General features: G+C 70.0%; 22 protein-coding genes and 2 pseudogenes. 12 read left to right on the top strand and 12 right to left on the bottom strand.

Annotated features, from left to right (window positions below):
* The first annotated feature begins 64 nt into the window (after positions 1-64).
* The 4 genes from ACQEXA_RS26045 (at position 65) to ACQEXA_RS26030 (ending at position 2577) form a co-directional block, all read left to right on the top strand.
* A complete protein-coding gene (locus ACQEXA_RS26045; protein ID WP_432930865.1) occupies positions 65-1099 on the top strand; it encodes a sigma-70 family RNA polymerase sigma factor in 1035 nt (344 codons plus the stop codon).
* A 671-nt stretch (positions 1100-1770) separates the two neighbouring features.
* Complete coding sequence (locus ACQEXA_RS26040) at positions 1771-1989, top strand: hypothetical protein (RefSeq protein WP_432930867.1); 219 nt, start codon at positions 1771-1773, stop codon at positions 1987-1989.
* Positions 1982-2362, top strand: coding sequence for a DUF6221 family protein (locus ACQEXA_RS26035; protein ID WP_432930869.1), 381 nt, complete (start codon positions 1982-1984; stop codon positions 2360-2362). The genes ACQEXA_RS26040 and ACQEXA_RS26035 overlap by 8 nt, the downstream gene beginning before the upstream one ends.
* The gene (locus ACQEXA_RS26030; protein WP_432930871.1) at positions 2359-2577 is read left to right on the top strand and encodes a hypothetical protein; all 219 of its coding nucleotides are present in this window, start codon (positions 2359-2361) and stop codon (positions 2575-2577) included. Before ACQEXA_RS26035 ends, ACQEXA_RS26030 begins: the two co-directional genes overlap by 4 nt.
* A 412-nt stretch (positions 2578-2989) precedes the next feature.
* Here ACQEXA_RS26030 and ACQEXA_RS26025 read toward each other — a convergent pair whose 3' ends face one another.
* Complete coding sequence (locus ACQEXA_RS26025; protein WP_433131152.1) at positions 2990-3259, bottom strand: hypothetical protein; 270 nt, start codon at positions 3257-3259, stop codon at positions 2990-2992.
* 78 nt (positions 3260-3337) lie between these two features.
* Here ACQEXA_RS26025 and ACQEXA_RS26020 point away from each other — a divergent pair, with 78 nt between their 5' ends.
* Both ACQEXA_RS26020 and ACQEXA_RS26015 read left to right on the top strand, forming a co-directional pair.
* Positions 3338-3664, top strand: coding sequence for a hypothetical protein (locus ACQEXA_RS26020; RefSeq protein ID WP_432930875.1), 327 nt, complete (start codon positions 3338-3340; stop codon positions 3662-3664).
* Positions 3665-3936: 272 nt separating this feature from the next.
* The gene (locus ACQEXA_RS26015) at positions 3937-4377 is read left to right on the top strand and encodes a hypothetical protein (RefSeq protein ID WP_432930877.1); all 441 of its coding nucleotides are present in this window, start codon (positions 3937-3939) and stop codon (positions 4375-4377) included.
* Positions 4378-4628: 251 nt separating this feature from the next.
* Here ACQEXA_RS26015 and ACQEXA_RS26010 read toward each other — a convergent pair.
* The 8 genes and pseudogenes from ACQEXA_RS26010 to ACQEXA_RS25975 all read right to left on the bottom strand — a co-directional run.
* Positions 4629-5024 (bottom strand): annotated as a pseudogene (locus ACQEXA_RS26010) (transposase); the annotation flags it as partial.
* A 127-nt stretch (positions 5025-5151) separates the two neighbouring features.
* Positions 5152-5685, bottom strand: coding sequence for a GNAT family N-acetyltransferase (locus ACQEXA_RS26005; RefSeq protein WP_432930879.1), 534 nt, complete (start codon positions 5683-5685; stop codon positions 5152-5154).
* Between the two features lie 278 nt (positions 5686-5963).
* Positions 5964-6998 (bottom strand): IS630 family transposase, encoded by a 1035-nt coding sequence (locus ACQEXA_RS26000; RefSeq protein WP_433131032.1) that lies wholly within the window; start codon positions 6996-6998, stop codon positions 5964-5966.
* 334 nt (positions 6999-7332) lie between these two features.
* A complete protein-coding gene (locus ACQEXA_RS25995) occupies positions 7333-9177 on the bottom strand; it encodes a hypothetical protein (RefSeq protein ID WP_432930881.1) in 1845 nt (614 codons plus the stop codon).
* Between the two features lie 38 nt (positions 9178-9215).
* Complete coding sequence (locus ACQEXA_RS25990) at positions 9216-9770, bottom strand: IS630 family transposase (protein ID WP_432934313.1); 555 nt, start codon at positions 9768-9770, stop codon at positions 9216-9218.
* Positions 9767-10348 carry a helix-turn-helix domain-containing protein gene (locus tag ACQEXA_RS25985; protein WP_432930885.1) on the bottom strand — a complete coding sequence of 194 codons (582 nt, stop codon included), beginning with the start codon at positions 10346-10348 and terminating at the stop codon, positions 9767-9769. The genes ACQEXA_RS25990 and ACQEXA_RS25985 overlap by 4 nt, the downstream gene beginning before the upstream one ends.
* 11 nt (positions 10349-10359) lie before the next feature.
* On the bottom strand, positions 10360-11301 hold the full coding sequence (locus ACQEXA_RS25980) for a hypothetical protein (RefSeq protein WP_432930887.1): 942 nt from the start codon (positions 11299-11301) through the stop codon (positions 10360-10362).
* 1275 nt (positions 11302-12576) lie between these two features.
* Entirely contained in the window at positions 12577-13071 is a 495-nt protein-coding gene (locus ACQEXA_RS25975) for a hypothetical protein (protein ID WP_432930889.1), read from the bottom strand.
* 636 nt (positions 13072-13707) lie between these two features.
* On the opposite strand from ACQEXA_RS25975, the gene ACQEXA_RS25970 reads away from it, so the two are divergent.
* Together ACQEXA_RS25970 and ACQEXA_RS25965 are read left to right on the top strand one after the other, a co-directional pair.
* On the top strand, positions 13708-14151 hold the full coding sequence (locus ACQEXA_RS25970) for a cupin domain-containing protein (protein WP_433131150.1): 444 nt from the start codon (positions 13708-13710) through the stop codon (positions 14149-14151).
* Positions 14152-14203: 52 nt separating this feature from the next.
* Positions 14204-14935, top strand: a complete 732-nt coding sequence (locus ACQEXA_RS25965) for an SDR family oxidoreductase (RefSeq protein WP_433131148.1) — start codon at positions 14204-14206, stop codon at positions 14933-14935.
* Between the two features lie 34 nt (positions 14936-14969).
* Here the strand turns inward: ACQEXA_RS25965 and ACQEXA_RS25960 are convergent, their stop codons facing one another.
* Positions 14970-15806, bottom strand: coding sequence for a TrmH family RNA methyltransferase (locus ACQEXA_RS25960; RefSeq protein ID WP_432930896.1), 837 nt, complete (start codon positions 15804-15806; stop codon positions 14970-14972).
* A 309-nt stretch (positions 15807-16115) separates the two neighbouring features.
* On the opposite strand from ACQEXA_RS25960, the gene ACQEXA_RS25955 reads away from it, so the two are divergent.
* The 3 genes and pseudogenes from ACQEXA_RS25955 (at position 16116) to ACQEXA_RS25945 (ending at position 17587) form a co-directional block, all read left to right on the top strand.
* A complete protein-coding gene (locus ACQEXA_RS25955; RefSeq protein ID WP_432930898.1) occupies positions 16116-17027 on the top strand; it encodes a glycosyltransferase family 2 protein in 912 nt (303 codons plus the stop codon).
* Positions 17028-17090: 63 nt separating this feature from the next.
* A pseudogene (locus ACQEXA_RS25950) lies at positions 17091-17345 on the top strand (BTAD domain-containing putative transcriptional regulator); the annotation flags it as partial.
* Positions 17267-17587, top strand: coding sequence for a BTAD domain-containing putative transcriptional regulator (locus tag ACQEXA_RS25945; protein ID WP_433134620.1), 321 nt, complete (start codon positions 17267-17269; stop codon positions 17585-17587). The pseudogene ACQEXA_RS25950 and the gene ACQEXA_RS25945, both read left to right, overlap by 79 nt.
* A 227-nt stretch (positions 17588-17814) precedes the next feature.
* Here the strand turns inward: ACQEXA_RS25945 and ACQEXA_RS25940 are convergent, their stop codons facing one another.
* Together ACQEXA_RS25940 and ACQEXA_RS25935 are read right to left on the bottom strand one after the other, a co-directional pair.
* A complete protein-coding gene (locus ACQEXA_RS25940) occupies positions 17815-19512 on the bottom strand; it encodes a bifunctional 3'-5' exonuclease/DNA polymerase (RefSeq protein WP_432930902.1) in 1698 nt (565 codons plus the stop codon).
* 56 nt (positions 19513-19568) lie between these two features.
* Complete coding sequence (locus ACQEXA_RS25935) at positions 19569-20300, bottom strand: Clp protease N-terminal domain-containing protein (protein ID WP_432930904.1); 732 nt, start codon at positions 20298-20300, stop codon at positions 19569-19571.
* Between the two features lie 81 nt (positions 20301-20381).
* Here ACQEXA_RS25935 and ACQEXA_RS25930 point away from each other — a divergent pair, with 81 nt between their 5' ends.
* Entirely contained in the window at positions 20382-21500 is a 1119-nt protein-coding gene (locus tag ACQEXA_RS25930) for a DUF2786 domain-containing protein (protein WP_432930906.1), read from the top strand.
* Positions 21501-21506: the final 6 nt, after the last annotated feature.

Here is a 21506-nt window from a genome sequence, read left to right as displayed (position 1 = left end):
CTCGGCGGTAATGTCGCCACCCGTCGGAACCACAGGACCGGCGGGTGAGCGCGAAGGGGCCCTCATGGCGACGGACATGCCTGCGGACACAGCAGCCGCCGACGAGCGTTGGCAGCGCATGTGGAGCCATCGCGAGCAGCTGCTCAAGGTGGCCCGGCGGCGATCCATGAACCAGGAGGACGCCGAGGACGCCGTTCACGAGGCGATGCTGCGGGCCGCGGAGCGCCCGGACCTCGACGACGAGCGGCTCGGCGCCTGGCTGACGACGGTGACGATGCGGCTGTGCGTCGACCGGCACCGGCAGGTCAACCGCGAGGCCGAGGTGGGCAGCCGCCCCACACTCGTCGCGCCGGGCCCGATACCCGTCGAGGAGGCGGTGTGCGACCGGGCCGAGGCAAAGTGGCTCGCAGTGCGCAGCGGTGAGCTGCCCGCCCGGCAGGCGGAGGCGCTTCGGCTGAGGTCCGAGGACCTGGAGGTGAGCCAGGTCGCGGTGCGGATGGGGCTCAGCTACCGGACCGTCGAGTCGCTGCTCGCCCGAGCCCGGCGGACGCTGCGCGCCTCGCTGGCCGGGACGCTCGGGCTGGTGCTGTTCCTGGTCGGGCGCGGGCGGCTGCGCGGGGGCGGCAATGCCCAGGCGGTCGCGGTCACCTCGACGGCGGCGACCCTGGTGGTGGCGGGGTTCGTGCTGCCGTACGCGCTCGACACCGGCGGAAACGGGAACGGTCCGGCGCCGCGGCCGGCCGTGTCCAGCGACGCGCAGGTCCTGGGCAGCGAGGTCACGGGCCGGGGGCACGCCCCCAGGATGCCCACCTCCTCGCCCCCGCCGCCCGGAGCCTGGGGCCGGACGCCCTCACCCACCGGGGGAACGTCCCTGCCGGTGCCCGTGCCGTCCCTGCTGGACGTGTCCGCGTCCCCGCTTCCGATGCTGTCGGCGCCGCGGGTCCCGCAGGCGCCCGAGGTTCGGAAGGTGCCGGGCCTGCCGACGAGGTCGGCCGCCTCGTCGGTCCCGACGCTTCCCCCGGCCTCGGCCGTACCGGCCGCTCCGCTCTCCGTTCCCGCCCCGACGCCTTCGCGCACGCCGTCGCCGAAGCTGCCATAGCGCCCCGTACACGCGTCCGCAAATGCCCGTCAGCACGCCCTCGCACGCCGCGCCCTCGCGGTCCGCGACAAGTACGACGACCTGTGAAATGCCGACCCGGCGGAACACGGCGCCAGCCCGGCCGGTATAACCCGGGCCCGCAGGCACGCGGTGGCGAACGGCTGGGCGCCCGTGGGCGCCTGGGACGACGACACGATCGACGACTCTGAGGCGGTCCCCAACTGGACCGGCCAGTGCGGCACGCCCGAGGGGTTCTGGCGCACCGCTACATCAATGTCCCCGCCTGCCCGCCGTGTCGAAGGTCTGCCCGCCACAGATGGACTGCCAGGGCGGAACGCTCGCCTATGCCGACGTCTGGCACCTCCGCCAGGGCCGCAGCCTGCGCGGCGCCAGCGGCGAGACCATCACCCCCAGACGTCCTCGCCGAGCCTCAGCCTGCCCCGGGGGTACAGAGGTGAGCGCACTCCTTCAGGTCCGGCCGGCCGCGTTCCCGCCCGTCGGGTTCAGCGCTGCGCCGCCCGTGCGTGCCCGGGCGGCGTGGTGCGGCCCGTGCGGGCGGGACGGCCTGGCCCTGCTGATATGCCGGTCCTCAAGGCTCGACCGGCCCGGCTGGGACACCTTCATGGCGGCCGGGTTCGCGCACATATCCGATCAAAGACGGGAGGCCGACTGTGATCCAGCCTGGCGACCGAATCGACGTCGTCCTCGACGTCTTCGTAGAGGACGACGCGTACAAGGTGGTCATGTCCGGCGTGCTCCGGCCCGGCCAGCCCGTGCCGAGCCTCCCTGTGGGGGCGACCCGCAACATCGTTCAGACGTGGCTGGACGTGCGCCACAGCGTGAGCGCCTTCGCTATCCAGCGCACGGGAGAGGAAGAGATCCATGGCTGACGAACTGGTGACGTTTCTACGCGACCGGCTCGACGAGGACGACGAGACCGCCCGCAAGGCCACCGTCCGCCGCAGGGGTGGAGAAGCCTGGTCGTACGACCCACCCGCCGTGCGCGCGCAGAGCGGCGTGGTCATCGCCGAGCGCATCGTGCCGGTCCTTGGCGAGCACATCGCCGGCCACGACCCGGCCCGCGCTCTCGCCGAAGTGGAAGCCAAGCGGCGGATCATCCGGGCCCACGACAAGTGGTGCCAGGGCGAGTGCGAGGCCAAGTACCCAGACGGTGGCTTCGACGCCGCGTACTACTGGTCGATCAAGTCGCTCGCCGCCGCATACGGCGACCACCCCGCCTACCGAGAAGAATGGAGACCATGACCGCTGAGCGTGTCCGTGTCCTTGTCCTGCTGCTGTTCGGCGACCAGGCCGAGATCGTCGCCGACGTCCCGCCGGCGGAGCAGGCCGAGCCGGAGTGCTACCCGGCCACCGAGATCGCCGACGCTATCGGCGTCCGGGTCCATGATCTGCCGGGCGTGCGGCTGACCGCCGAGGTCGGTGAGGATGGCCGGCTGTCCGGCTGGTGGTTCGCCTGACCAGCTGACGAGCACATCACCTGAAAGAGGTCGGCGCAGCTGCAGCACTTTCGTTCTGCATATGCATGAACGACTGGCCAAAGGATCATCGATGGGCGAACGGTTGGCCAACGGTCCACCCGCCCGGCCGAGCTACGGCCCTGCCGCGTGCGGGTACGTCTCTCTACACCTCGGCTCAGTCGCCCCCTCAGCAGGAGTCGAGGCTCACCGCCCCTGCCTCCCACGGCGTGGCGCCGGGAGGCAGGGGACGCGCCGTCCGTCAGGCGGCTTGGCTCGCACGGGAACGAGCGACCGGTGCATCGCTCGAAAGGTTTGCCGCGCGGCGACGCTGGCCCCTCGGCTCGTCTCCGGTGCAACAGTGAACCCGGGCGCCTCACGTGGTCGGGCTCCCATCCGGCCCGCCTCGTCTCCCTCACACCAGCGAGGCGGGCCCGCCCGGGGCCGCCCAGCCGTCCGGGCAGACGTGGCGCGGCCACACTTCCGGACCGCCGCCGTGCCACTCGATGGCGTCCGATTCGGCCACGTCCAGCTCATCCCATCCCGCCAGCCCGGCGCGTCGCAGGAACACTGCCAAATCGTGCAGCGAGTACGCCGTGCCCAGGACCTCGTCATCGATGCGTATGCGGCGGCCGCCAGGCCCGCAAGGCGCATCCACGCTCACGCAACGCAGGGCCATGGCCATGGCCCTAGTTTTCCGTAGGCGAGGGCCAACCGCATTCCGAGAATGTGTGATCTTGGAGGTGCCGGGTAGGCGGCCCCGGTGTCGCCCGCGCTGCCTGAATTCGTGTCCGAGGTCAAGCACGCTCTGACGCAGGCTGGCTTTCACCTGGCCGAGGATGCCGACAACCGTCACCCGGGCCTGCGGGTGATGCCCGCCCCGTCTGGCGTCTTGATCAAGTGGACAGCTTCGGACGGCTTCACCGCCTTGGCTGCTGACCAGTCGAGATCCTCCGGCGACGCCATGAAAGCCATCGTGCAGGCTGCGGTCTCGGGGCTGCTTATCCAGCTCGGCCACACGGTGACGGAAACCCCGGCCGGAGCCCACCTGCTCGTGATGGGCAACATTTCCCAGCCCTCCGACCAGTAACGGTGCGCCTCGCCCGGCCGCCTTGAAGGCCTGGGCACAGTTGGAGGGTTTCGAGCGGGCGTTATGGGGGCGGGGCAACTGTCCAACGAGGCTGCCAGGAGTGCCACATGGCTTCACAGGAACTTCACAGGCCTGCACACTGACACCCGGCCCCCCACGCCGGTCTCGACCTAGGGATCACTATGACCCTCACCGAACCGCGCCCTCACCATCCTCGCCGGCCTCGCGGCAGCCGCGAGGGGATGGGGCCAACGGCCCCTCGCTCCGAAGCTGTGGCCGCCGCCGCCTGGTGGGCCGAGCAGCTCGCCACGCCCTCGCACCATGATGTCGGCGCGCCGCTACGTACGGCCTCGGCGAACGTCACAACGGCCCACGGCAGGCGGCAGCGCACCCGCGAACAGATCGACGCGTTCCGCACCGCCCTCGCCGACAGGATCGAACAGCACCTCGCGAAGTACTGCTGGCTGCCCGACGAGCCTGACTTCGGCTCCTACATGCGCGCCGTCGTGGTCGACCCTGTGCCGGACGACGTGCTCGCGGACGCCGCCGCGCGCGCCGGCTTCAGGCTCACCTCGTTCGACCTGCCGATGAGAACCGTGATGTGGATCGACCCCGGCATCGTGAAGGTGGCTGCGGGCCACGGTGCCGGGTCCGTCGTCATCTGGGCGACACCCACCACTGCAACTCCTGGGAAGATGTTCCCTGACCACTGAGCGCATGACGGCCCGACGCGAAAGATGTGTAGAGCAGGCGGGCCCTCGTGTCTGGGAACGCTCCGTCGAGTACGTCTGCCTGCGATGTTGGGTCGCGGCGACCGGCTGGTGGTTGTGGACGGGCACGATGCACACGCCACCACGGAGCTCCTCAGGTGATTCCCGGGAAGGAGCTTGCTGGGGGCTGTGCAGGCGGCACCTCAGCCCCCATCATGGCAACTGCCCAATGTGGGATGCCTCGAGGCTGCCCCTTTTGACCCGGCCTTCTCCTCCTCGGCCGCGGCCTTCTCCAGGGCGGTGAGGACGTCCTGGTCCAAGTGCATCCCGGCGACGTCATGGTGAGCGCGCGCGGTGGTGAAGTCGATGCTGACCAGGGACAGGTCGCCCCGCTTCGATGCTTCTGCGATCAGGCCCTCCAGCAGGGCCTCGAAGAGGCCGGCGTCACGCCACTGCCGGAAACGGTTGTGGACGGTCGACCAGGCGCCGAACTCCTGCGGCATCTCCCGCCACTGCCCGCCGGTCTTGAACCGCCAGATCACGTCTTCGAACTGCTGCCGCAGCCGCTCGGGGTAGGGGCCGTACTCGCCGATTGGCAGGTACGGCTCGATGAACGCCCATTCCGCGTCGGTCAGTTGCACTCGCATCACTACCGGTCCAGGACCTGCCGCGAGGGCGAATCCCGCAGATTGATTACGACTCGATACGGGCCCTAATGCGCTTGGGGGCGTGGGGACAGTGGTCAGCTGTCTTGTGGTGATCGACGGCTCGGTCGGGTCATGCCTGGAACTCGGTGAGATCGATGGCGTGAACGCGCAGCGGGTAGCCGTACACCGGGTGTGCCGTCTCCCGCTCGGGCACCATGCCGAGCTTGCGGATGACGTTCTCGGAGGCGTTGTCACCCACCCGGTTGATGCTGATGACCCGGTCCAGGCCACGGTCCTGGAGCGCGAACTCCAGCGTGGCGTGGGCGGCTTCGGACGCGTATCCCTGGCCCCAGAACTGTGAGCCGATCCGCCAGCTGATCGCCACGGCGGGCATCACCTCCGGCAGGAACTCGGGCACGGACAGTCCCGTGAAGCCGATCAGTTCGCCCGAGGCCAGCAGCTCGACGGCGAAGAGTCCGAAGCCCTCCTCGTCCCACTCCTCCTCCCACCGCTCGATGTCCTCGACCGTGTGGTCCAGGTCGCGCACCGAGCCGTCGTCGATCCAGCGCATGACCCGTGGGTCCGCGTTGATGTCCGCCATCGGCGCGAGGTCGTCGTCGTGCCAGCTACGGAGGAGGAGGCGGGGTGTGCGGATCTCGGTCATGCGCCCATCCTGCCGAAGGCAAAGGCCTCATCGGTAATCCGGCGCTCGCCCGCGCTGCCGCTGCGGAACCATAAGGCGTCAAGCCGCCTGCACCGCACGGCGTGACGGGTGAAACATCGGGCCGACGGCCGGACAGACGACGTGCCACTTCGGCGGCGCGGCCGAGAGGTGAGATCGATTCGGCGGCAGCCTGCCGCAGCAGCAGCAAGATCATTCACGGAATCGCGGGCAGAGCCAAATTCAAAGATCCCCATCAATACGAACCTGACCAAGCCCTACTAAGCGGCTTGCCTGAAGTTCTGCGCGTAACTCTTCGGCAGCCAGGGCGAGGCCCAGGGTGCGGCGGTGGTCAGCATCTGGGTGGGTGAGCGCTGCCGGAAGAAGGCGTGGACCTGGCGCAGGCGGCCCGGCCAGGTGACGGCGGTGTTGGCAATGTGGGCCTTCAGCGCGGCCCAGATGCGCTCGACCGGGTTGTCGTGCGGGCTGTAGCGGGCGCCGAACAGCAGGCGCAGGCGGGGCTGGTCGGCCAGGTAGGCGGTCACCGCCTTCGCGTGATGAATGCTGTCGTTGTCGCAGACCACCGCGACGACCGGGGCGGCGGGGTAGGCGGCCAGCAGTAGCTGGAGGAAGGCGACGAAGGCGGCGGCATTGCGGCGGCCCAGGGTGTAGACCCAGGCGCCGGTGGCCACTTCCAGGGCCCCGAAGACGGTGGCCTGCCGGTTCTTGCCTGGGGTGGCCACCTGCTGCCGCGTCCCGCGCAGGATCCAGCTCGCCCGCACGTGCGGCAGTAGGTGCAGGTGGGTCTCGTCCTCGGCCCAGACCACCGACCCGTGGGGCAGGGCGGCGAGTTGGCGGCGCAGGGCGGCGAGGGTGCGCCTGCGCTCGGGGTCACCCCTGGCCACCAGGCGGGGCCGCCGCCAGGCCGCCTGTTCGCGAGTGTGCCGGTACACGGTGCGCAGGCTCATCTTCGGCCGGCCCAGGCGGCGCCAGATCCGGCGGATGGTCCACGGCCCGGGGCGGGTCAGCAGGCGGCGGATGCGCTCGCCCAGCCTCGGCCCGCCGAGCCGGGGCCGCCCCGCGCGGGGGCGATCGGCCAGGCCCGCCAGGCCGGCGGTGTTGTAGCGATGGATCCAGCGGCGCACCGTGGCCGGGTGGTAGCCGAGCAGCTCGCCGATCTCTCCTGCGGTCATGCCAGCCGCGGACAGCAGCACGATCACCGCGCGGGAGGCCTCTCGCCACCGGTGATGCAGCAGGTGATACAGGTGCTGGTACGCCGGACCGGGGCGGTTGGCGAACCCGGATGCCGGACGCATACTGGCCTTGACCTCGCCGGTTTTGTCGTAGTTTGGTCAACCTCGATACAACACCCGGCGAGGTCTTCTCGTCATCGAGGCCATCGCGCCAGGCCGCCGCTGCCGCTCCAGATTCCGCGCAGAACTTCAGGTCATCCGCTTAGTAGCTAGGGCTTACCCATCCGCCCGTGGAATGGCCGCACAGCGTCTTTCGTGCGGATGCGGCGAGCTATGTGGGGCCGCCGACGGAGCTGGATAGGGCAGAGTGGATCGCGGCGCGACGGGCGCCGAAGCCTGATTACTCAGGGCGCCGACCCTGGCTGGGGTCGGCGCCCTGTGCCGCGTACGAGAGGCGTCAGGGGATGTTGTGCGTGGTGTTGCTGGCCCACAGAGCGCCGCCCTTGCCGGGGCCGCCAGTGCGTTTGTAAACGACGAGGTTGCCGTCGTCCTGCATGACCGCGTACGCCCCGGGGTTGCCGTAGGTTCTGGTGGACCACAGGGCGCCGCCCTTACCGGGCCCGCCGCTGCTCTTGTAGAGGACGAGGTTCCCATCGGTCTGCGTGATCGCGTACGCCCCCGGGTGTCCGGAGGTCTTGCTGGACCAGATGGCGGCGCCGTCGCGCTTGCGGTACATCACCAGGTTGCCGTCGGTTTGCATCACCAGCCGGGTGTATCGGCTCTGTGTCCACCATCCGGCCTTCATAGTCTGGCCGGAGGCGATGGTCTGGGGGCGCGCGTACGAGCCGCTGGACCACAGGGCACTGCCGGGGGCGGTGCTCCCGGCCCGGTAGACGACGAGGTTTCCGTCGTCCTGCAGGGCCGTGTGCGCGCCGGGGTTGCCGTAGGTCTTGGTGGACCACAGGGCGCCGCCCTTACCGGGGCCGCCAGTGCCTGTGTAAATGACGAGGTTGCCGTCGGTCTGCATGATCGCGTACGCGCCGGGGTGGCCGGAGGTCCTGCTGGACCAGATGGCCTGGCCGGTGCCGCTGCCGCCTGTCTTGAGGTAGGCGACGAGGTTGCCGTCTGTCTGCATCACCAGCGTCACGCTGCTGCTGCTCAGATGGTGTCCCGGCGGAAGCACCTGTCCGGACAGCATGGCGGTGCCGGCGGCCGGCGCGGGGGCGGATGCGGGAATCTGCGGGTCGACGACGTGGATGTTCTCGTGCGCGTCGAGGAAGGCGATCCCTCCGTGGTACTTGTCCACCGCCCAGGTCATGCGGCGGTCGTCGGTAAGCGGCCCGGCCGGAAGATCGGCTAGGTCGCTGGTGGCCGCGGTGTCGGTGTGGACGTCGGTGAGCACCAGTTTTCCGGCAGCCTCGTCATGTTCGACGAGATAGCCGTCGCCGAGCTGGGCGGGCCCTGCGGACGGCAGGGGTATGTCCTTGCCCGTGGTGAGGTCCCACACACCGCCTGGTGCGTTGTTCCCGCAGGACCAGTAGACCCATCGGCGGGCCGCGGCCTGCAGTTCGCTTGGCACGCACGGGGCACCGGTGGCGACGGTCTGCACGGTCTTCTGCGTGGTGAGGTCGACCTGGCTGATGGTGCCCGCAGTCGGGCCGGCCTCCCACAGCGTGGAGCCCGACAACGCCGCCCCGGTGACCGGGCGGGTGAACAGTACCCGGCCGGGGTTGGCCGAATCGGTGTCGCCGATGTACTGCTTGTGCGTGGAGACGCCGTCGTAGACCACATAGCGACCATCAGCGTCGATGAGCGTGCCGCCGGTCGCGGAAGGTTCGATGAAGTAGCCGGTCTCGCCTTGTTGAACGGTGACCTTGTCGTCTCCGGAGCCGGCCCACAGTTGCGAGATGCGGCCGTCACCGGTCCCGATCGGCGGTGCGCACGTGGCCGCTGCGTCGCAGTTGCTGGGTGCCCAGGTCTGGCCGAACGTCGTGTGGGCACCGTAGGAGGGCGTGGTGCCCAGCGTGATGGTGCGGGTGAAGCCGTTCACGGCGGGCGTGCTGCTGCGTTCGACGGTGAACAGGGTGCCACCGGCGAGCGAGAGTCCGTCGATCGGTGATGGCGTCGCCGGGTCGGAGTCCACTGCGGTCACGGTGGGGGTGCCATCGGGGCCGGGGGTCACCCTGCGTGCTGCCCAGTCGGTGACCGACGCCCCGCCGACGACCAGAACGCCGCCCGGTCCGGTGCGTATCTCGTCCGGGGTGGCGTGGGGGAGGAGGGTTTGCGTGTCGCCGCTGGTCAAGGGTGTGGCGGTCAGCGGACCGCCTAGTGCCGCGTTCCTCAAAGCAGGTAGACGAACTTCCGGCGCAGTCGGCGGTGCGGTGGTGGTGGTCGTCCCCAAACCCACGGGTGGGCACGGGTGTTGAGTTGGGCGGTGGCCACCCTCATGGCGTAGGCGATCTCGCCGGGGTCGGCGAAGGTCTGCCCGGCCAGCGCGGCCTTGCGCAGCAGCCGCCACCAGCCCTCGGCCAGGTTCAGCCAGCACGCGCCGACGGGGATGAAGACCTGATGGACCCTCGGGTGCTTCCGCAGCCACCTGCGGACGGGGCCGCTGGTGTGGCTGGAGAGGTTGTCTGCGATCACGTAGAGCCGGCCGCGCGGGTTGGCCCGGGCGATCTCCTGCAGTAGCCGGAGCCAGCCGGCGGTATTGCGGGACGGCGCGCAGAGGGTCACCTCCTGGCCGTCCGCCGGTCGCAGGGCCCCGTACACCCAGGTCTTCTCCCGCCCGCGGGAGTATTCCAGCGGCGCCTTGATCCGGTGCCCGCCGGGAGACCAGCCTGGGGCGGGGGCGAAGGTCCGCGGGATCACCGGGCCGAGCTCGTCCGCGCAGATCACCGTGGAGCGCGGCGGCGGGTCGGTGTACAGCCCGACGACCCGCGCCCTTTTGGGGCGAACTCCGCATCGGTGCTGTGCGCCCAGGACCGCGGGTGCCGCCAGTGCACCCCCTCTGCCCGCAGGATCCGGCGCACCTGGCTGCGGTGGACGTCGATGCCCCGCTCGCGGGCGACTTCGGTGAGCGCATCCAGCGTCCACTCGCCCGGCCCGGCCTCGTCGGCAGCCTTCAGGACGCCGCCGGGACCGGGCACCGGGCGCCCGGGCGGGTCACTTTCGGCCAGAGCGATGATCACCGAGCGCTCGGCCTCGGTCAGCCGGCGGGGGCGTCCGGGGACCGGCCGGTCGCCGAGCCCGTCGATGCCCTCGGCGTTGAACCGGTGCAGCCGCTCCCGCACGGTCTTGGGATGGCAACCCAGTTCGGCGGCGATGGCGGTGACCTGCTTCCCGGCCCAGCTGAGGCTGATCATGCGGGCTCGCAGGATCCAATCAGCGGGGGCATGACGAGCGCCGGCCAGCTTGCGGATCTTGCGCTCCTCGTCCGGATCACGCGCCGGACGCGCGTACAGAGGCGGATACATGGCACAGTCCTTCACCACGCATCATGCGCCCCCTGACGCCCAGCGGTCCACACCCACTTTGAGGAACGCAGCACTAGGCCGTAGGTTGGGGTGCTGGAGGGGCTGTGGATCGCTATGAGCCAGTCGCCTGCGATGCCGAATCCGGTGGCCACCATGCCGGCGACAGCGGGCACGGTGACGGTCGTCTGCGGGTCGCCGGGGGAGGACCGCGGTACCAGGTGGATGGCTGAGGTGTCCTGCTGGGAGTACCAGGCGATGTACTTGTCCGTCAGGAGGACGGAGACGTTTGCCTGCGGCACGGTGCCGGATATCGGAGTTATCTGGCCGGTGTTGAGGTCTACCAGGGCGAGCCGTGTACCCGTGGTGTCGGTGTAGTGCACGACCGTGGAGTCGGCGTCGCCCGCTCCCGTGCCGCCGGTGATGGTCGCGTCTGCGGGCCAGCCCGTCATCTGGGTGTCGGTGACCTGGCCGTCAGCCGACGTGAGGATGTGCAGTGAGGCAATCCCCCGGCCTGAGGACCCTGGCACCATCGTCACAACGTGCGATCCGTACGTGCCCACGTAACGCTGACCGGCAGGGATGGGGATGCTCATCGTGGTACCGGCGTCCATGTCGTGGAGTTCGATACCGGTCGTGTCCACGGTAGCCACGACATCCGCGCCCGCGCCGTCAGGGTGTCCGGCGAGAGATCCCTTCACGGCGATATCCGGGCCGCCGGGGTAAGCAGTCCAGACCGCCCCGGAGTTGCTGCCGCTCTGCTGGTGCAGGAACCCGCCGGGACCAGCGAAGTCCAACACGTCAGGGCTCGGAAGGTAGTCCGGGGCGGCGGGAATGACGGTCTCGGTGGGGCTGTCGGCCTGGGCGGCCGGTGCGGCGATCGCGGCGAGGCCTGAGACCAGGGTGAATGATGCGGCTACGGCGATCGAGCCGCGTACGAGGGCGCGATGGGCCACCCGTTCCTCCTAATGAAGGTGAGAAGACATGGGTGGGACGCGGTAGATGGCGCCTCGCCATCCTGATGGTCCTGTTAGAAGCTCCCGGCTCGCTGTACTCCCCATGCAAACGGCGAAGCTAGCGCAGTCTCACGAGGATGGGGAAGCTCCAGCAGGCCAGTCTTGCCGGGTTCACAACTTCGAACTCCCCTCATGCGCCTGCCACGAGGCTTGAGTTGACGTGGAACGAGAGGCGCCTACACGGGAAAGGCCAGCGTCGCGTCTGTCGGCAAACGATTGCCCATCCAGCGGCTGAAGGCACCCGCGGCACATCGATGGGAGGGACGCACTTGGTCGGTGCAGCCTGCTGAGTGACGCAGCCCCAGTTGGCGGAGGGCGACGGGGTGTGGCTCGCCGAGGAACGCTCGATGGCGTTCGACCCGTCGTATCCGGTACCGACCCGACCACGGACCGCGCCGCAGCGGCGCTCACCCTTGGCTGCTCCCCGAACCAGGTCGGCTGCTGCGGACGCTGCCAGGGCCTGCCGGCGCGCTACGAGCCCAACGCCCAGGTCGTGTGTCCCTACTGCCGGGCGAGGGAGCGCCAGAACCGCTAGCCTCTCCTCAGCGGCCCGGACAGGGCGCGCGCAGACGGCCAGAGGCCCTACCCCAAGCGGGGTAGGGCCTCTTTGCGTCGCAAGGTCTCTGCGCTGGACGCCACTTTGCCGCCCGGCCCTCAACTGCGGGCCTGCCCGACTGGGGCCCGGCCCACCCGCCGGCGGGGCCCCTGTGGGGCCAGGATGGGGCCGGAAGGACCGTGAAACCCCGTGAACGATCATGGCGCCCCGCATACACCCACTGCTACTGACCTGCACAGACGAGGAAAACGGGGACTCTCGGGGAACGGTGGTGCAACGCTCTGGTGAGCTCGTAATGCGTAGGTCTCGGGTTCGAATCCCGAAAGCGGCTCCACCAAAACCCCAGCTCAGAGTGGATTTGAGCTGGGGTTTTTCGTTCAGTGGACCCGACGGCGGGGCGGGCCCGTGTCATGAGGCTGTCCCTGGTCTCGGTTCTGGTCTCAGCCGTGGGTTCCCGACGAGGCATGAAGGCGACCCCCAGGCGTCGTGTCGCGCCCTTGGGCGGGTGGGACTGTTCCGGATTGTGCCGGCCGTGTGGCGACTGCCGTCGTACAGGCGACGGTCGCCGACGGGCAGGGCTCCGGCCCCTCTTGGTCTTGGGACGGGTGAACACCAGGCCGCCCGCCTTCCGCTCCGGGCAGGGCTTGGGCCCCGCGCTTTCACGAGGAGGACGCTCGGACGAGATAAACCGTGTAGTCGCTCTTCTCCCCGTTGACAAGAATATAGCCGCGGGCATTTGTGTACTCCCCCGTGCCGCCGGTGATGGCCGTTTTCCACGGCGGTGGAGTGCCCTGGCGCGAAACGGAGAGTGTGTTTTGCCAGGTAATCTGCCCCTTATCAAGGTTGTAAACGCCCGAACACAGCTGAGTGGCCGGATTCGCCTGGGTGGGATTCGAGGGGCCACCGACCTGGGTGCACATAACTGCGGAGAAGCCGGACTTGTGTCCGTTGCGCATGAGGTTCTCGGTGATCAGGACCTGATTGCCTACTCCGGTTGTGTGATCCCCATTGCTGAGCCTCTTGTTCTTCTGCATCTCGCCGTGCAGATGGATTACATCGTAGCTGCCCGATTCCTTATCGCTCTTGGGCTGGGAGACCGACGACATGGAGGCGTGGCATCCGATATCCGTCAGTGCGAGGACCGAAGCGGCCATGAGGCACCATCTTGAAACGCGCATGACTGTTTCCTTTTCTGGCGGTGATTGCTTACTGCGTGACGAGCGAGCATCGCGGTATACGGTGGGTCAATTCGTAAACGCAATGCGTGAGGGGGAGCTCTTCGTGTCGTAGTGGGCCGACGGCACATCATGCACCGCGGTATCACGCCGGGGTCGTGCGCTGTCCGCAAGAGAGGCGGGCTGGCTGGTGAGGCGACAGCCTGTGCTTCAACACCAGAACCGGTCTCGGACGGAGTAATGACGTGACATCAACGTCCGCAGACAACGGACGTGCGCTGTTTTCCCCTCCGCGCCGGTGCTCGAACCGGACGGGGCCGGAGATCGCCTGAAAAGCGGAGGGTCGCTGCGTCCAATCGGGGGCTCGACACGGAATTCTCGCGGAGGCGCGAACCTCGAAAGCGCCTCCACCCGGAACCCGGCTCGATATTTCTGGACTCTTTTCGGCTGGGGTGGGGCTCCGGTGGTCGCGGTGGCGGTGGATGCGCGCCTGAGTCAGGCTGAGAGGGTTACAGCCTCGCGGGACCGTCGGTACGCCTGAGAGCGGTCCGGTGCCATGCCACCGACCTTTGAATCCTGCGGGGCAAATCCGGCGAAGAACGGGGGTAGTAGCTCATGCCCGCCCCAGAATCCCGATCCACCGGTGAGGAGATCACGCCCGGGGCGCCCGCCTGGAAGACGGCGCTCACGTCCCTGTTGGACATCCAGCCGCCGTCCGTCCCGGAGCGGCCCCAGGTGATGACCGCGCTCGTGCAGTTCCCGCCGGGTGATCCCGGAACCCCTCCGCACCGGCATTCGGGGCCGGTGTTCGGCTACATGGTGGAGGGGGAGATGCTTTTCGAACTGGAGGGTGAGCCCGAGCGCGTCATTCGCGCGGGGGAGGCGTTCTGGGAGCCTGGTGGCGACGTGATCCACTACCAGGACGGCAACAACCGCGAGGACATCTGGAGCCGCTTCGTGGTCGTGATGATGATGGTTCCGGGCCAGCCCATGCTCACGCTCGTGGACGAGGAGGAGCTGGCCGGCCGACGGCATCTGCGCGCGCCCCGTTCCGGCTGATGCCGACTCCCCTCACGCGTTGGTGTCCCTCGCGTGGCGAAGGAGCCACTTCATGAAGATCGCGGTCATCGGTGGCACTGGTTTCGTGGGGTCCCGGCTCGTGGACAGGCTGAGGGCCGCCGACCACGAGGTCGCCGCGCACGGCAGGTCCAGCGGACTCGACCTCCAGTCGGGAGAAGGACTGCAGGAGGCGCTCGGGTCGGCCGACGTCGTCGTGGACACCATTGACGCGCCCGGCTTCGACGAGACGGCGTCCGAGTTCTTCCATGTCACCATGGAAAATCTCCTTCAAGCCGCCGAGCGGGCAGGCATCGGGCACATCGTCCTGCTGTCGATCGTCGGCATCGACCGTGTCCCCGACGTCGCGTACTACAGGGCCAAGGTCCTTCAGGAGGTCCTTGTGGTGGAAGGCCCCATTCCGTACTCGATCGTGCGCGCCACCCAGTTCATGGAGTTCATCGACAAGATCGTGGGGTGGACCAGCGACGGCAGCACCGTCCGTCTGCCCACCACCCGGCTGCAACCGGTCGCGGTGGCGGAGGCCGTCGACACGCTCGCCGATGTCGCCACCGGGCCGCCGCTGAACGGCACGATCAGCGTCGCCGGCCCCGACGTCTTTCCCCTCGACGAGCTCGGTCGACTGACCTTGCGAGTGCGAGACGACCGTCGCAGCGTCGTCACCGACGAGTCCGCGGGCCTGTTCGCAGCCGTCCCGACGGAAGCGATCATCGCTCCTGCCGATGCGCGCATCGGCAGCATCCGCTACACGGACTGGCTGGGATGACGCCGCACGGAACAGGACTCAAGAAGAGCGGTTCTCAGCGCTGCCCGGTCGCCATGCGCTGCCGCACGGCCTCGTAGGTGAAGAGGGCGGCCGACACCGCCACGTTGAGCGAGTCCACCTGACCGAACATCGGGATCTTGGCCTTGGTGTGACGGCCGGCGAGCCACTGGTCCGACAGTCCGTACTTCTCGCTGCCCATCAGGATCGCCGTGGGCCCGGTCATGTCGACGTCCGCCATCAGGACGTCGGTGTCCGGCGTCGTCGCGACGACGTTCACCGAGTGCTCGGCCAGCCAGTGCACGACCTCCTCGGAGTCGGCCGAGGCGATCGGGACGGCGAACACCGTGCCCTTGCTGGCCCGGATCACATTGGGATTGCCCCAGTCGGTCACGGGGTTGGCGGAGATGACGGCGGTCACTCCCGCCGCGTCCGCGGTGCGCAGCATCGAGCCCAGGTTGCCGGGCTTCTCGACGCTCTCGCAGATGAGGAACAGGGCCCGTTCGTCGACCGCGATGCGGGAGAGATCGGTCTCGATGTCCGGGACCACGGCGAGCCAGCCGTCCGGGCCCTCCCGGTAGGCGGCCTTGTCGAAGGCCTGCCGGCTCAGGCTGAACAGGGCGGCCCCGCGTTCGGCCGCGCGAGCAAGGACGTTCCGCGGGTCGGATCCGCCGGTCAGTGCCGGGCAGTAGTACAGCTCGCGGGGACGGACGCCGGCCCGCAGGGCGAGATCCAGTTCCTCATAGCCCTCGACGAGGGTCACTCCGGAGCTCTGCCTGTTCCGTCGGCGACGGAGGGCGGCGAGTTCCTTCACATGAGGGTTGCTCGGGCTGGAGATTTCCTTGGGCGAACCAACCCGCGGGATGGACGGCATCGGCGGTGGGAATCACGGCGCCTTTCCGGCCCCGATCCTCCGCCCCCTTTCTCGTGTTTCTGTGCATTGCGCGCGGTCGTGGCCAGGTTACCCGGTCCGGGACGGCCGGCCGGGGGAGGAAGCGGGGGGCAGGGGTGCGCGTGACGGGGCCTGGTGGGTGGTGTGGGGACCGGCGGTGGGCGTGGGTGGCACGTCGGGGCAACCAGTCGGTAAATCATCCAGAGCACTGAGAACCAGAGACCCTCAGGCGTCCTCTTAGTGAACGGTTAGCATCGCGTCACTGTCGTCGGCCGGGATGGGGTGGGTGTCGTGTCGCAGGCGGAGCAGGAGCCCGGCCTCCGTATCGCTGTCGCCGTCGTGACCATGGGGAACCGGCCCGCCGAGATCGACGCCCTCCTCACCTCGGTCGCCAAGCAGGACCTCGCCCCCTCCCGCATCGTCGTCGTCGGGAACGGCTGCCCCCTGCCCGAGTTCGCCGAGCGTCTCGGACTGCCGGGGGAGGTGACGTGCGTCGAGGAGGAGGAGAACCTCGGCTGCCCGGGCGGCCGCAATGTGGCCCTCGCCCGGCTGCGGGAGTTCGGGGACGTCGACGTCGTGGTGGAACTCGACGACGACGGGCTGCTGATCGACGCCGACGTGCTGCGGCGGGTGCGGGATCTGTACGCCGCCGATCCGGGGCTCGGCATCGTCGGATTCCGTATCGCCGACGAGCACGGCGAGACCCAGCAGCGCCACGTGCCAAGGGTCGGTGCGGCCGATCCGTTGCGCGGTGGACCGGTGACCGCCTTCCTCGGCGGCGCGCACGCGCTGTCCATGGCGATGCTCGCCGAGACCGGCGACTGGCCCGCGGAGTTCTTCTTCGCCCACGAGGAGACGGATCTCGCGTGGCGGGCCCTCGACTCCGGCTGGACCGTGCTCTACGCACCGCAGTTGCTGCTCCGGCACCCGAGGACCTCACCCGCCCGGCACGCCATCTACTACCGGGTGACGGCGCGCAACCGCGTGTGGCTCGTACGACGCAGGCTGCCCCTCCCGCTCATCCCCGTCCACCTGGGCGTGTGGATCGCCGTCACCCTCCTGCGGACGCGATCGGTCGGCGGGCTGAAGGCCTGGTTCGGCGGGTTCCTCGAAGGGCTGCGCACCTCGCCCGGGGAGCGGCGGCCCATGCGGTGGCACACGGTGTGGCGACTGACCAGGCTCGGCCGACCGCCGGTCATCTAGCCCACGGCGCGGTCGGACGACGGGGCGACCGGTCCATGGGGCGGTCGGACGGCGGGGCCGTGAATGTGCTGGACGGCTGATTCGCGCACCCTTCGCGCATCCGGCCAACGACCGGTCATGAATGCGGCGTTCGCCGCGCTCGCGCTGTGGCGCGGAGCTCCGCTCAGCGGTCTGCCCTTGGAGACCGGCGGGCGCGCTCTTGTGCAGCGGCTGGAGGAGACGCGGCTGCTTGTCCTGGAGTGGCGGTACGACGCCGAACTGCACCTCGGCGGCTCCCGACTGGACGGACTCGCAGCGGAGTTGGCCGCGTTGGTCGCCGAACGCTCGTCGTGGGAGGGCTTCCACCGTCTGCTGATGCTCGTGCTGCAAAGAACCGCACCGCACGCCCGGCCGAGGCCCTGGCCGTCCACCGTGACCTGCGCGAACGCCTCATCGAGGAACTCGGCACCGACGGCGCGGCGCAGGCTCGGGCTGGTGCGGGCGCTGCCGGGCCGGGGCGACGCCCGTCGGGTCGCGCAGGAGTGCGAACTACTGCTGTGCCTCGCCGTCCGTCGCGGTGACCGGTACACCGAGGGTCTCGCCCGTCACCAGCTGGGGCTGCTCCACCGGGCGGACGGCGACATCGAGGAGGCCCGTCGGCAGTGGGAGTCCGCCCTCTCGGCCCCGAAGGACCGGACAGCCCAGTGGCCGGTGAGCTGAGGGAACTGCCGGCGCGGGGGGTGAGCCGGGGACTGCGTCAGGAGTGCGGCGCGGGTCTCGTGCCCGCCCGACGGCCGCGTACGCACCGTCACTTGGCGTCCGCGTAGCACTCGACCACGGCCGTCGTGAACGGAATGCGCACCGGTGTCTCGCCGAACGTCAGCCGCATCGCCAGGTCCGAGGCCTCCTGGATCGCGCCGACCACCGTGTCCGCCTCCTGTGCCGGGCAGTGCACGATCACTTCGTCGTGCTGGAAGAAGACCAGCTCGGCGGCGAGACCCGCACAGGAGCGGCGCAGCGCGGCGAGCATCAGCAGGGCCCAGTCGGCCGCGCTGCCCTGCACGACGAAGTTGCGCGCGAAACGGCCCCGGGCGCGGGAGTTGGTGGAGGCGTAGCCGGGCATCCACTGGTGTCCTTCCCCGGACGTCTCCACCGGGCCGTCCTCCTGCGGAATGCCCGCCTCCTCCGTCGCGTCGTCCGACGTCCCGGCGGCGGGCGGGGACGTACGCCCGAGCCAGGTCCGCACCAGCCGGCCCTCCTCGCCCGCACGGGCCGCGTCGTCCACGTACGCCACGGCTTTGGGGAAGCGGCGGCGCAGCGCGGCCAGGTTCTTCAGGCCGTCGCCGGACGTCTGGCCGTAGATCGCGCCGAGCACGGCCAGCTTGGCCTGGCCCCGGTCGCCGGAGAACGCCCGGTCCGACACCGACTGGTAGAGGTCGGCCTCGCGACCGGCGACCTCCATGAACGCCGGGTCGCGCGAGATCGCGGCCAGGATGCGCGGTTCCATCTGGGCGGCGTCGGCGACGACCAGTCGCCAGCCAGGGTCGGCGACGACGGCACGCCGGATGACCTTGGGGATCTGCAGGGCCCCGCCGCCGTTGGTGACCCAGCGGCCGGTGACCGTGCCGCCCGGCAGGTACTCGGGCCGGAAGCGGCCGTCGCGTACCCAGTCCTGCAGCCAGGACCAGCCGTGGGCGACCCAGATGCGGTACAGCTTCTTGTACTCCAGCAGGGGCTTCACGGCGGGATGGTCGACGGACTCGATCTCCCATCGGCGGGTGGAGCGCACCTTGATCCCGGCCTGTGCGAACGCCTTGACGACGTCGGCGGGCAGGTCGGGTCTGACACGGCGGCCGAAGGCGGCCGACACCTCGTCGGCCAGCTCGGCCAGCCGCCGGGGTTCGCCGCCGCCCGCGTACCGCTCGCCGAGCAGTTCGTGCAGCAGGTCGCGGTGGACGTCCGCGCTCCAGGGCAGCCCCGACCGGTTCATCTCGGAGGCCACCAGCATTCCGGCCGACTCGGCGGCGGTGAGCAGGCGCATCCGGTCCGGGTGCGCGGTGGCCTCGTGCCGGCGCTGCTGGTCCGCGTACACCTCGACGAGGTCGCGGAGCGGAACGTGGACGGGTCTCGGCTCGAACAGGGAGGACTGCGAGCCGGGCTCGGCGGAGCGCGACGGGGGATCGGGCGGTACGGGGCCGCCGCGCAACCGGGCCAGTGCGGCGGCGGTGGACCGGGGCTCACCGAGGCGTCCCTCGTGGCCCAGGAGGAGGGCCTCGGCGGCCTCGACGTCGTAACACCGGTCGACCCGCACCCCCGTGGCGAGCAGACGCGGCTGGACGTCGGCGGTGGACCGCCACACCCACCGGGTGACCTCGGGCCGTGCCCGGACGGCCTCCCCGAGATCCTCCTCCCTGACCACGGGCCCGGCGAGCAGCCCGTCCGGGCCGAGAGCGGCGACCTCCACGCCACCGTCCTCGGCCGGAGCGAGAGCCCAGCGCCCGGTCATACTGCGAGTCTGGCAGGGGGGTCTGACAACGGGCCGGGACGAGCTGTCCGAGCGGCTCAGCTGTTCTCTTCGAGCTTCTTGCGGATCTTGTCGAGCTCCTTCACCACATGCGCTTCGGTCGCCGCCTTACCGACGCCGAGGCCGCTCAGCGGGCCCACGCCGTTCTCCTGCTCGAGGAGCGCGAGGAGGATGTGCTCGGTGCCGATGTAGTTGTGGCCGAGGCGGAGCGCCTCGCGGAAGGTGAGCTCGAGGGCCTTCTTCGCGGCGGGGGAGTAGGGCAGGAGCTCCGGCGCGTTCTCGTGACGGGGCGGGAGCGCCGCGGCCGCCGCCTCGCGCACCGATTCCAGGGAGACGCCCTGCGCGGTGATCGCCTTGGCCGCGAGCGCCTCCGGCTCGGTGAGCAGCCCGAGGACGATGTGGTCGGGGACGGTCTCCGCGTTGCCCGCGGCCTTCGCCGCGTTGTGCGCGGCCATCACCACATTGCGGGCGCGCGGGGTGTAGCGGCTGAACCCCTGGCTGGGGTCGAGGTCCGCGGACTCCTTGGGCACGAAGCGCTTCTGGGCCGCCTGCCGGGTCACGCCCATGCTCTTGCCGATGTCGGTCCAGGACGCGCCCGAACGCCGGGCCTGGTCCACGAAGTGGCCGATCAGATGGTCGGCCACGTCGCCGAGGTGCTCCGCCGCGATCACCGCGTCCTGGAGCTGGTCGAGTGCGTCGGTGTGGACCTTCTTGATGGCTTCGATCAGGTCGTCGAGACGCAGGTTCGCTGTGTAGGGCTTCTCCGTCATGTGTCAACCGTAAGTTGACGCTCAGGCACTGTCAACCCGAAGTTGACACCTTGCATCCGTGTCCGTGCCACGATCGGACGCGTGAGTACGACGACCACCGTGGACCGCGCCTTCCGGGCCGCCCTCTACGAAGACACCGACGCGGCGCTCGACACCGGCGCCTCGCTGCTCGCCGCTGACCCCGCGGCCGACGCCGAACTCGCCCGGCGAGGCGAGCAGTTCGTCGCCGCGGCCTGGCGCCGCGGCTGGCAGCCCGCCGACGTCGTACGCATCGTGCGCCGTGAACTGGACGACCTCCATGTGCGCCTGGTGTCCGCGCTGATCGTCGAGGAGGCGGGTGAGCGGCCGGCCCCCGGTCCCCGCTGGGCCGCCCAGCTCCAGGACCTCGACCCGGAACGTCCACGGGCCGCCGACCGCTTCTCGTACGCCACCGCCGTCCTGAAGCTCTACCGCCTGCTCCTGCGGCTGCCGGCCCTCGAATCCCTCGACCTGCCGCGGCAGCAGGCCGGACCGCAGCAGCCGGAGTCCCGCATGCTCACCCGGATCCGCGCCCTGCTCGCCAAGGCCGAGGCGACCGGCTATCCCGAGGAGGCGGAGGCGCTCAGTGCCAAGGCGCAGGAGCTGATGGCGCGGTACAGCATCGACGAGGCGCTGCTCGCCGCCCGTACGCACACCGGGGACGCGCCCGGCGCCTGCCGGATCGGCGTCGACGCGCCGTACGAGACGGCCAAGGCGGTCCTCCTGGACGCGGTGGCGACCGCGAACCGCTGCCGCGCGGTGTGGCACGAGGCCCTGGGCTTCTCCACGGTCATCGGCTTCGAACCCGACCTCGGGGCGGTCGAGCTCCTCTACACCTCGCTGCTGGTGCAGGCCACCACGGCGATGACGAAGGCCGAGGCGGCGCAGCGCAAGGGCGGGCGGAAGCGTACGAAGACGTTCCGGCAGTCGTTCCTGACCGCGTACGCGCACCGCATCGGCGACCGCCTGCGGACCGTGGCCGAGGGGCAGGTCGCGCAGAGCGAGGGCGACCTGCTGCCGGTGCTCGCGGCCCGGGACGTGGCCGTCGCGGACCGCATGGAGCAGATGTTCCCCGCCACGGTCACCACCCGGCTGCGCGGGGCCGGTGACGTGGCCGGATGGGAGCAGGGGACCGCGGCCGCCGACCGCGCCCAGGTCACAGGGCGGCCCCGGCTCCCCTGAGCGAGG

It is taken from the genome of Streptomyces sp. CA-106110, from assembly GCF_050936285.1.
Classification (GTDB): domain Bacteria; phylum Actinomycetota; class Actinomycetes; order Streptomycetales; family Streptomycetaceae; genus Streptomyces.
The sequence above is the reverse complement of the archived record's forward strand: the minus strand, read 5'-3'. Positions and strand labels throughout refer to the sequence as shown.

Excerpts from the sequence above, each read along its gene's own strand:
- ACQEXA_RS26035 (WP_432930869.1), top strand. The coding sequence starts at position 1,982 with ATGGCTGACGAACTGGTGACGTTTCTACGCGACCGGCTCGACGAGGAC.
- ACQEXA_RS25935 (WP_432930904.1), bottom strand. The coding sequence starts at position 20,300 with ATGACGGAGAAGCCCTACACAGCGAACCTGCGTCTCGACGACCTGATC.
- ACQEXA_RS25970 (WP_433131150.1), top strand. The coding sequence starts at position 13,708 with ATGCCCGCCCCAGAATCCCGATCCACCGGTGAGGAGATCACGCCCGGG.
- ACQEXA_RS26000 (WP_433131032.1), bottom strand. The coding sequence starts at position 6,998 with ATGCGTCCGGCATCCGGGTTCGCCAACCGCCCCGGTCCGGCGTACCAG.
- ACQEXA_RS26005 (WP_432930879.1), bottom strand. The coding sequence starts at position 5,685 with ATGACCGAGATCCGCACACCCCGCCTCCTCCTCCGTAGCTGGCACGAC.
- ACQEXA_RS26045 (WP_432930865.1), top strand. The coding sequence starts at position 65 with ATGGCGACGGACATGCCTGCGGACACAGCAGCCGCCGACGAGCGTTGG.
- ACQEXA_RS25940 (WP_432930902.1), bottom strand. The coding sequence starts at position 19,512 with ATGACCGGGCGCTGGGCTCTCGCTCCGGCCGAGGACGGTGGCGTGGAG.
- ACQEXA_RS25960 (WP_432930896.1), bottom strand. The coding sequence starts at position 15,806 with ATGCCGTCCATCCCGCGGGTTGGTTCGCCCAAGGAAATCTCCAGCCCG.
- ACQEXA_RS25965 (WP_433131148.1), top strand. The coding sequence starts at position 14,204 with ATGAAGATCGCGGTCATCGGTGGCACTGGTTTCGTGGGGTCCCGGCTC.
- ACQEXA_RS26030 (WP_432930871.1), top strand. The coding sequence starts at position 2,359 with ATGACCGCTGAGCGTGTCCGTGTCCTTGTCCTGCTGCTGTTCGGCGAC.
- ACQEXA_RS25985 (WP_432930885.1), bottom strand. The coding sequence starts at position 10,348 with ATGTATCCGCCTCTGTACGCGCGTCCGGCGCGTGATCCGGACGAGGAG.
- ACQEXA_RS25975 (WP_432930889.1), bottom strand. The coding sequence starts at position 13,071 with ATGGCCGCTTCGGTCCTCGCACTGACGGATATCGGATGCCACGCCTCC.
- ACQEXA_RS26025 (WP_433131152.1), bottom strand. The coding sequence starts at position 3,259 with ATGGCCATGGCCCTGCGTTGCGTGAGCGTGGATGCGCCTTGCGGGCCT.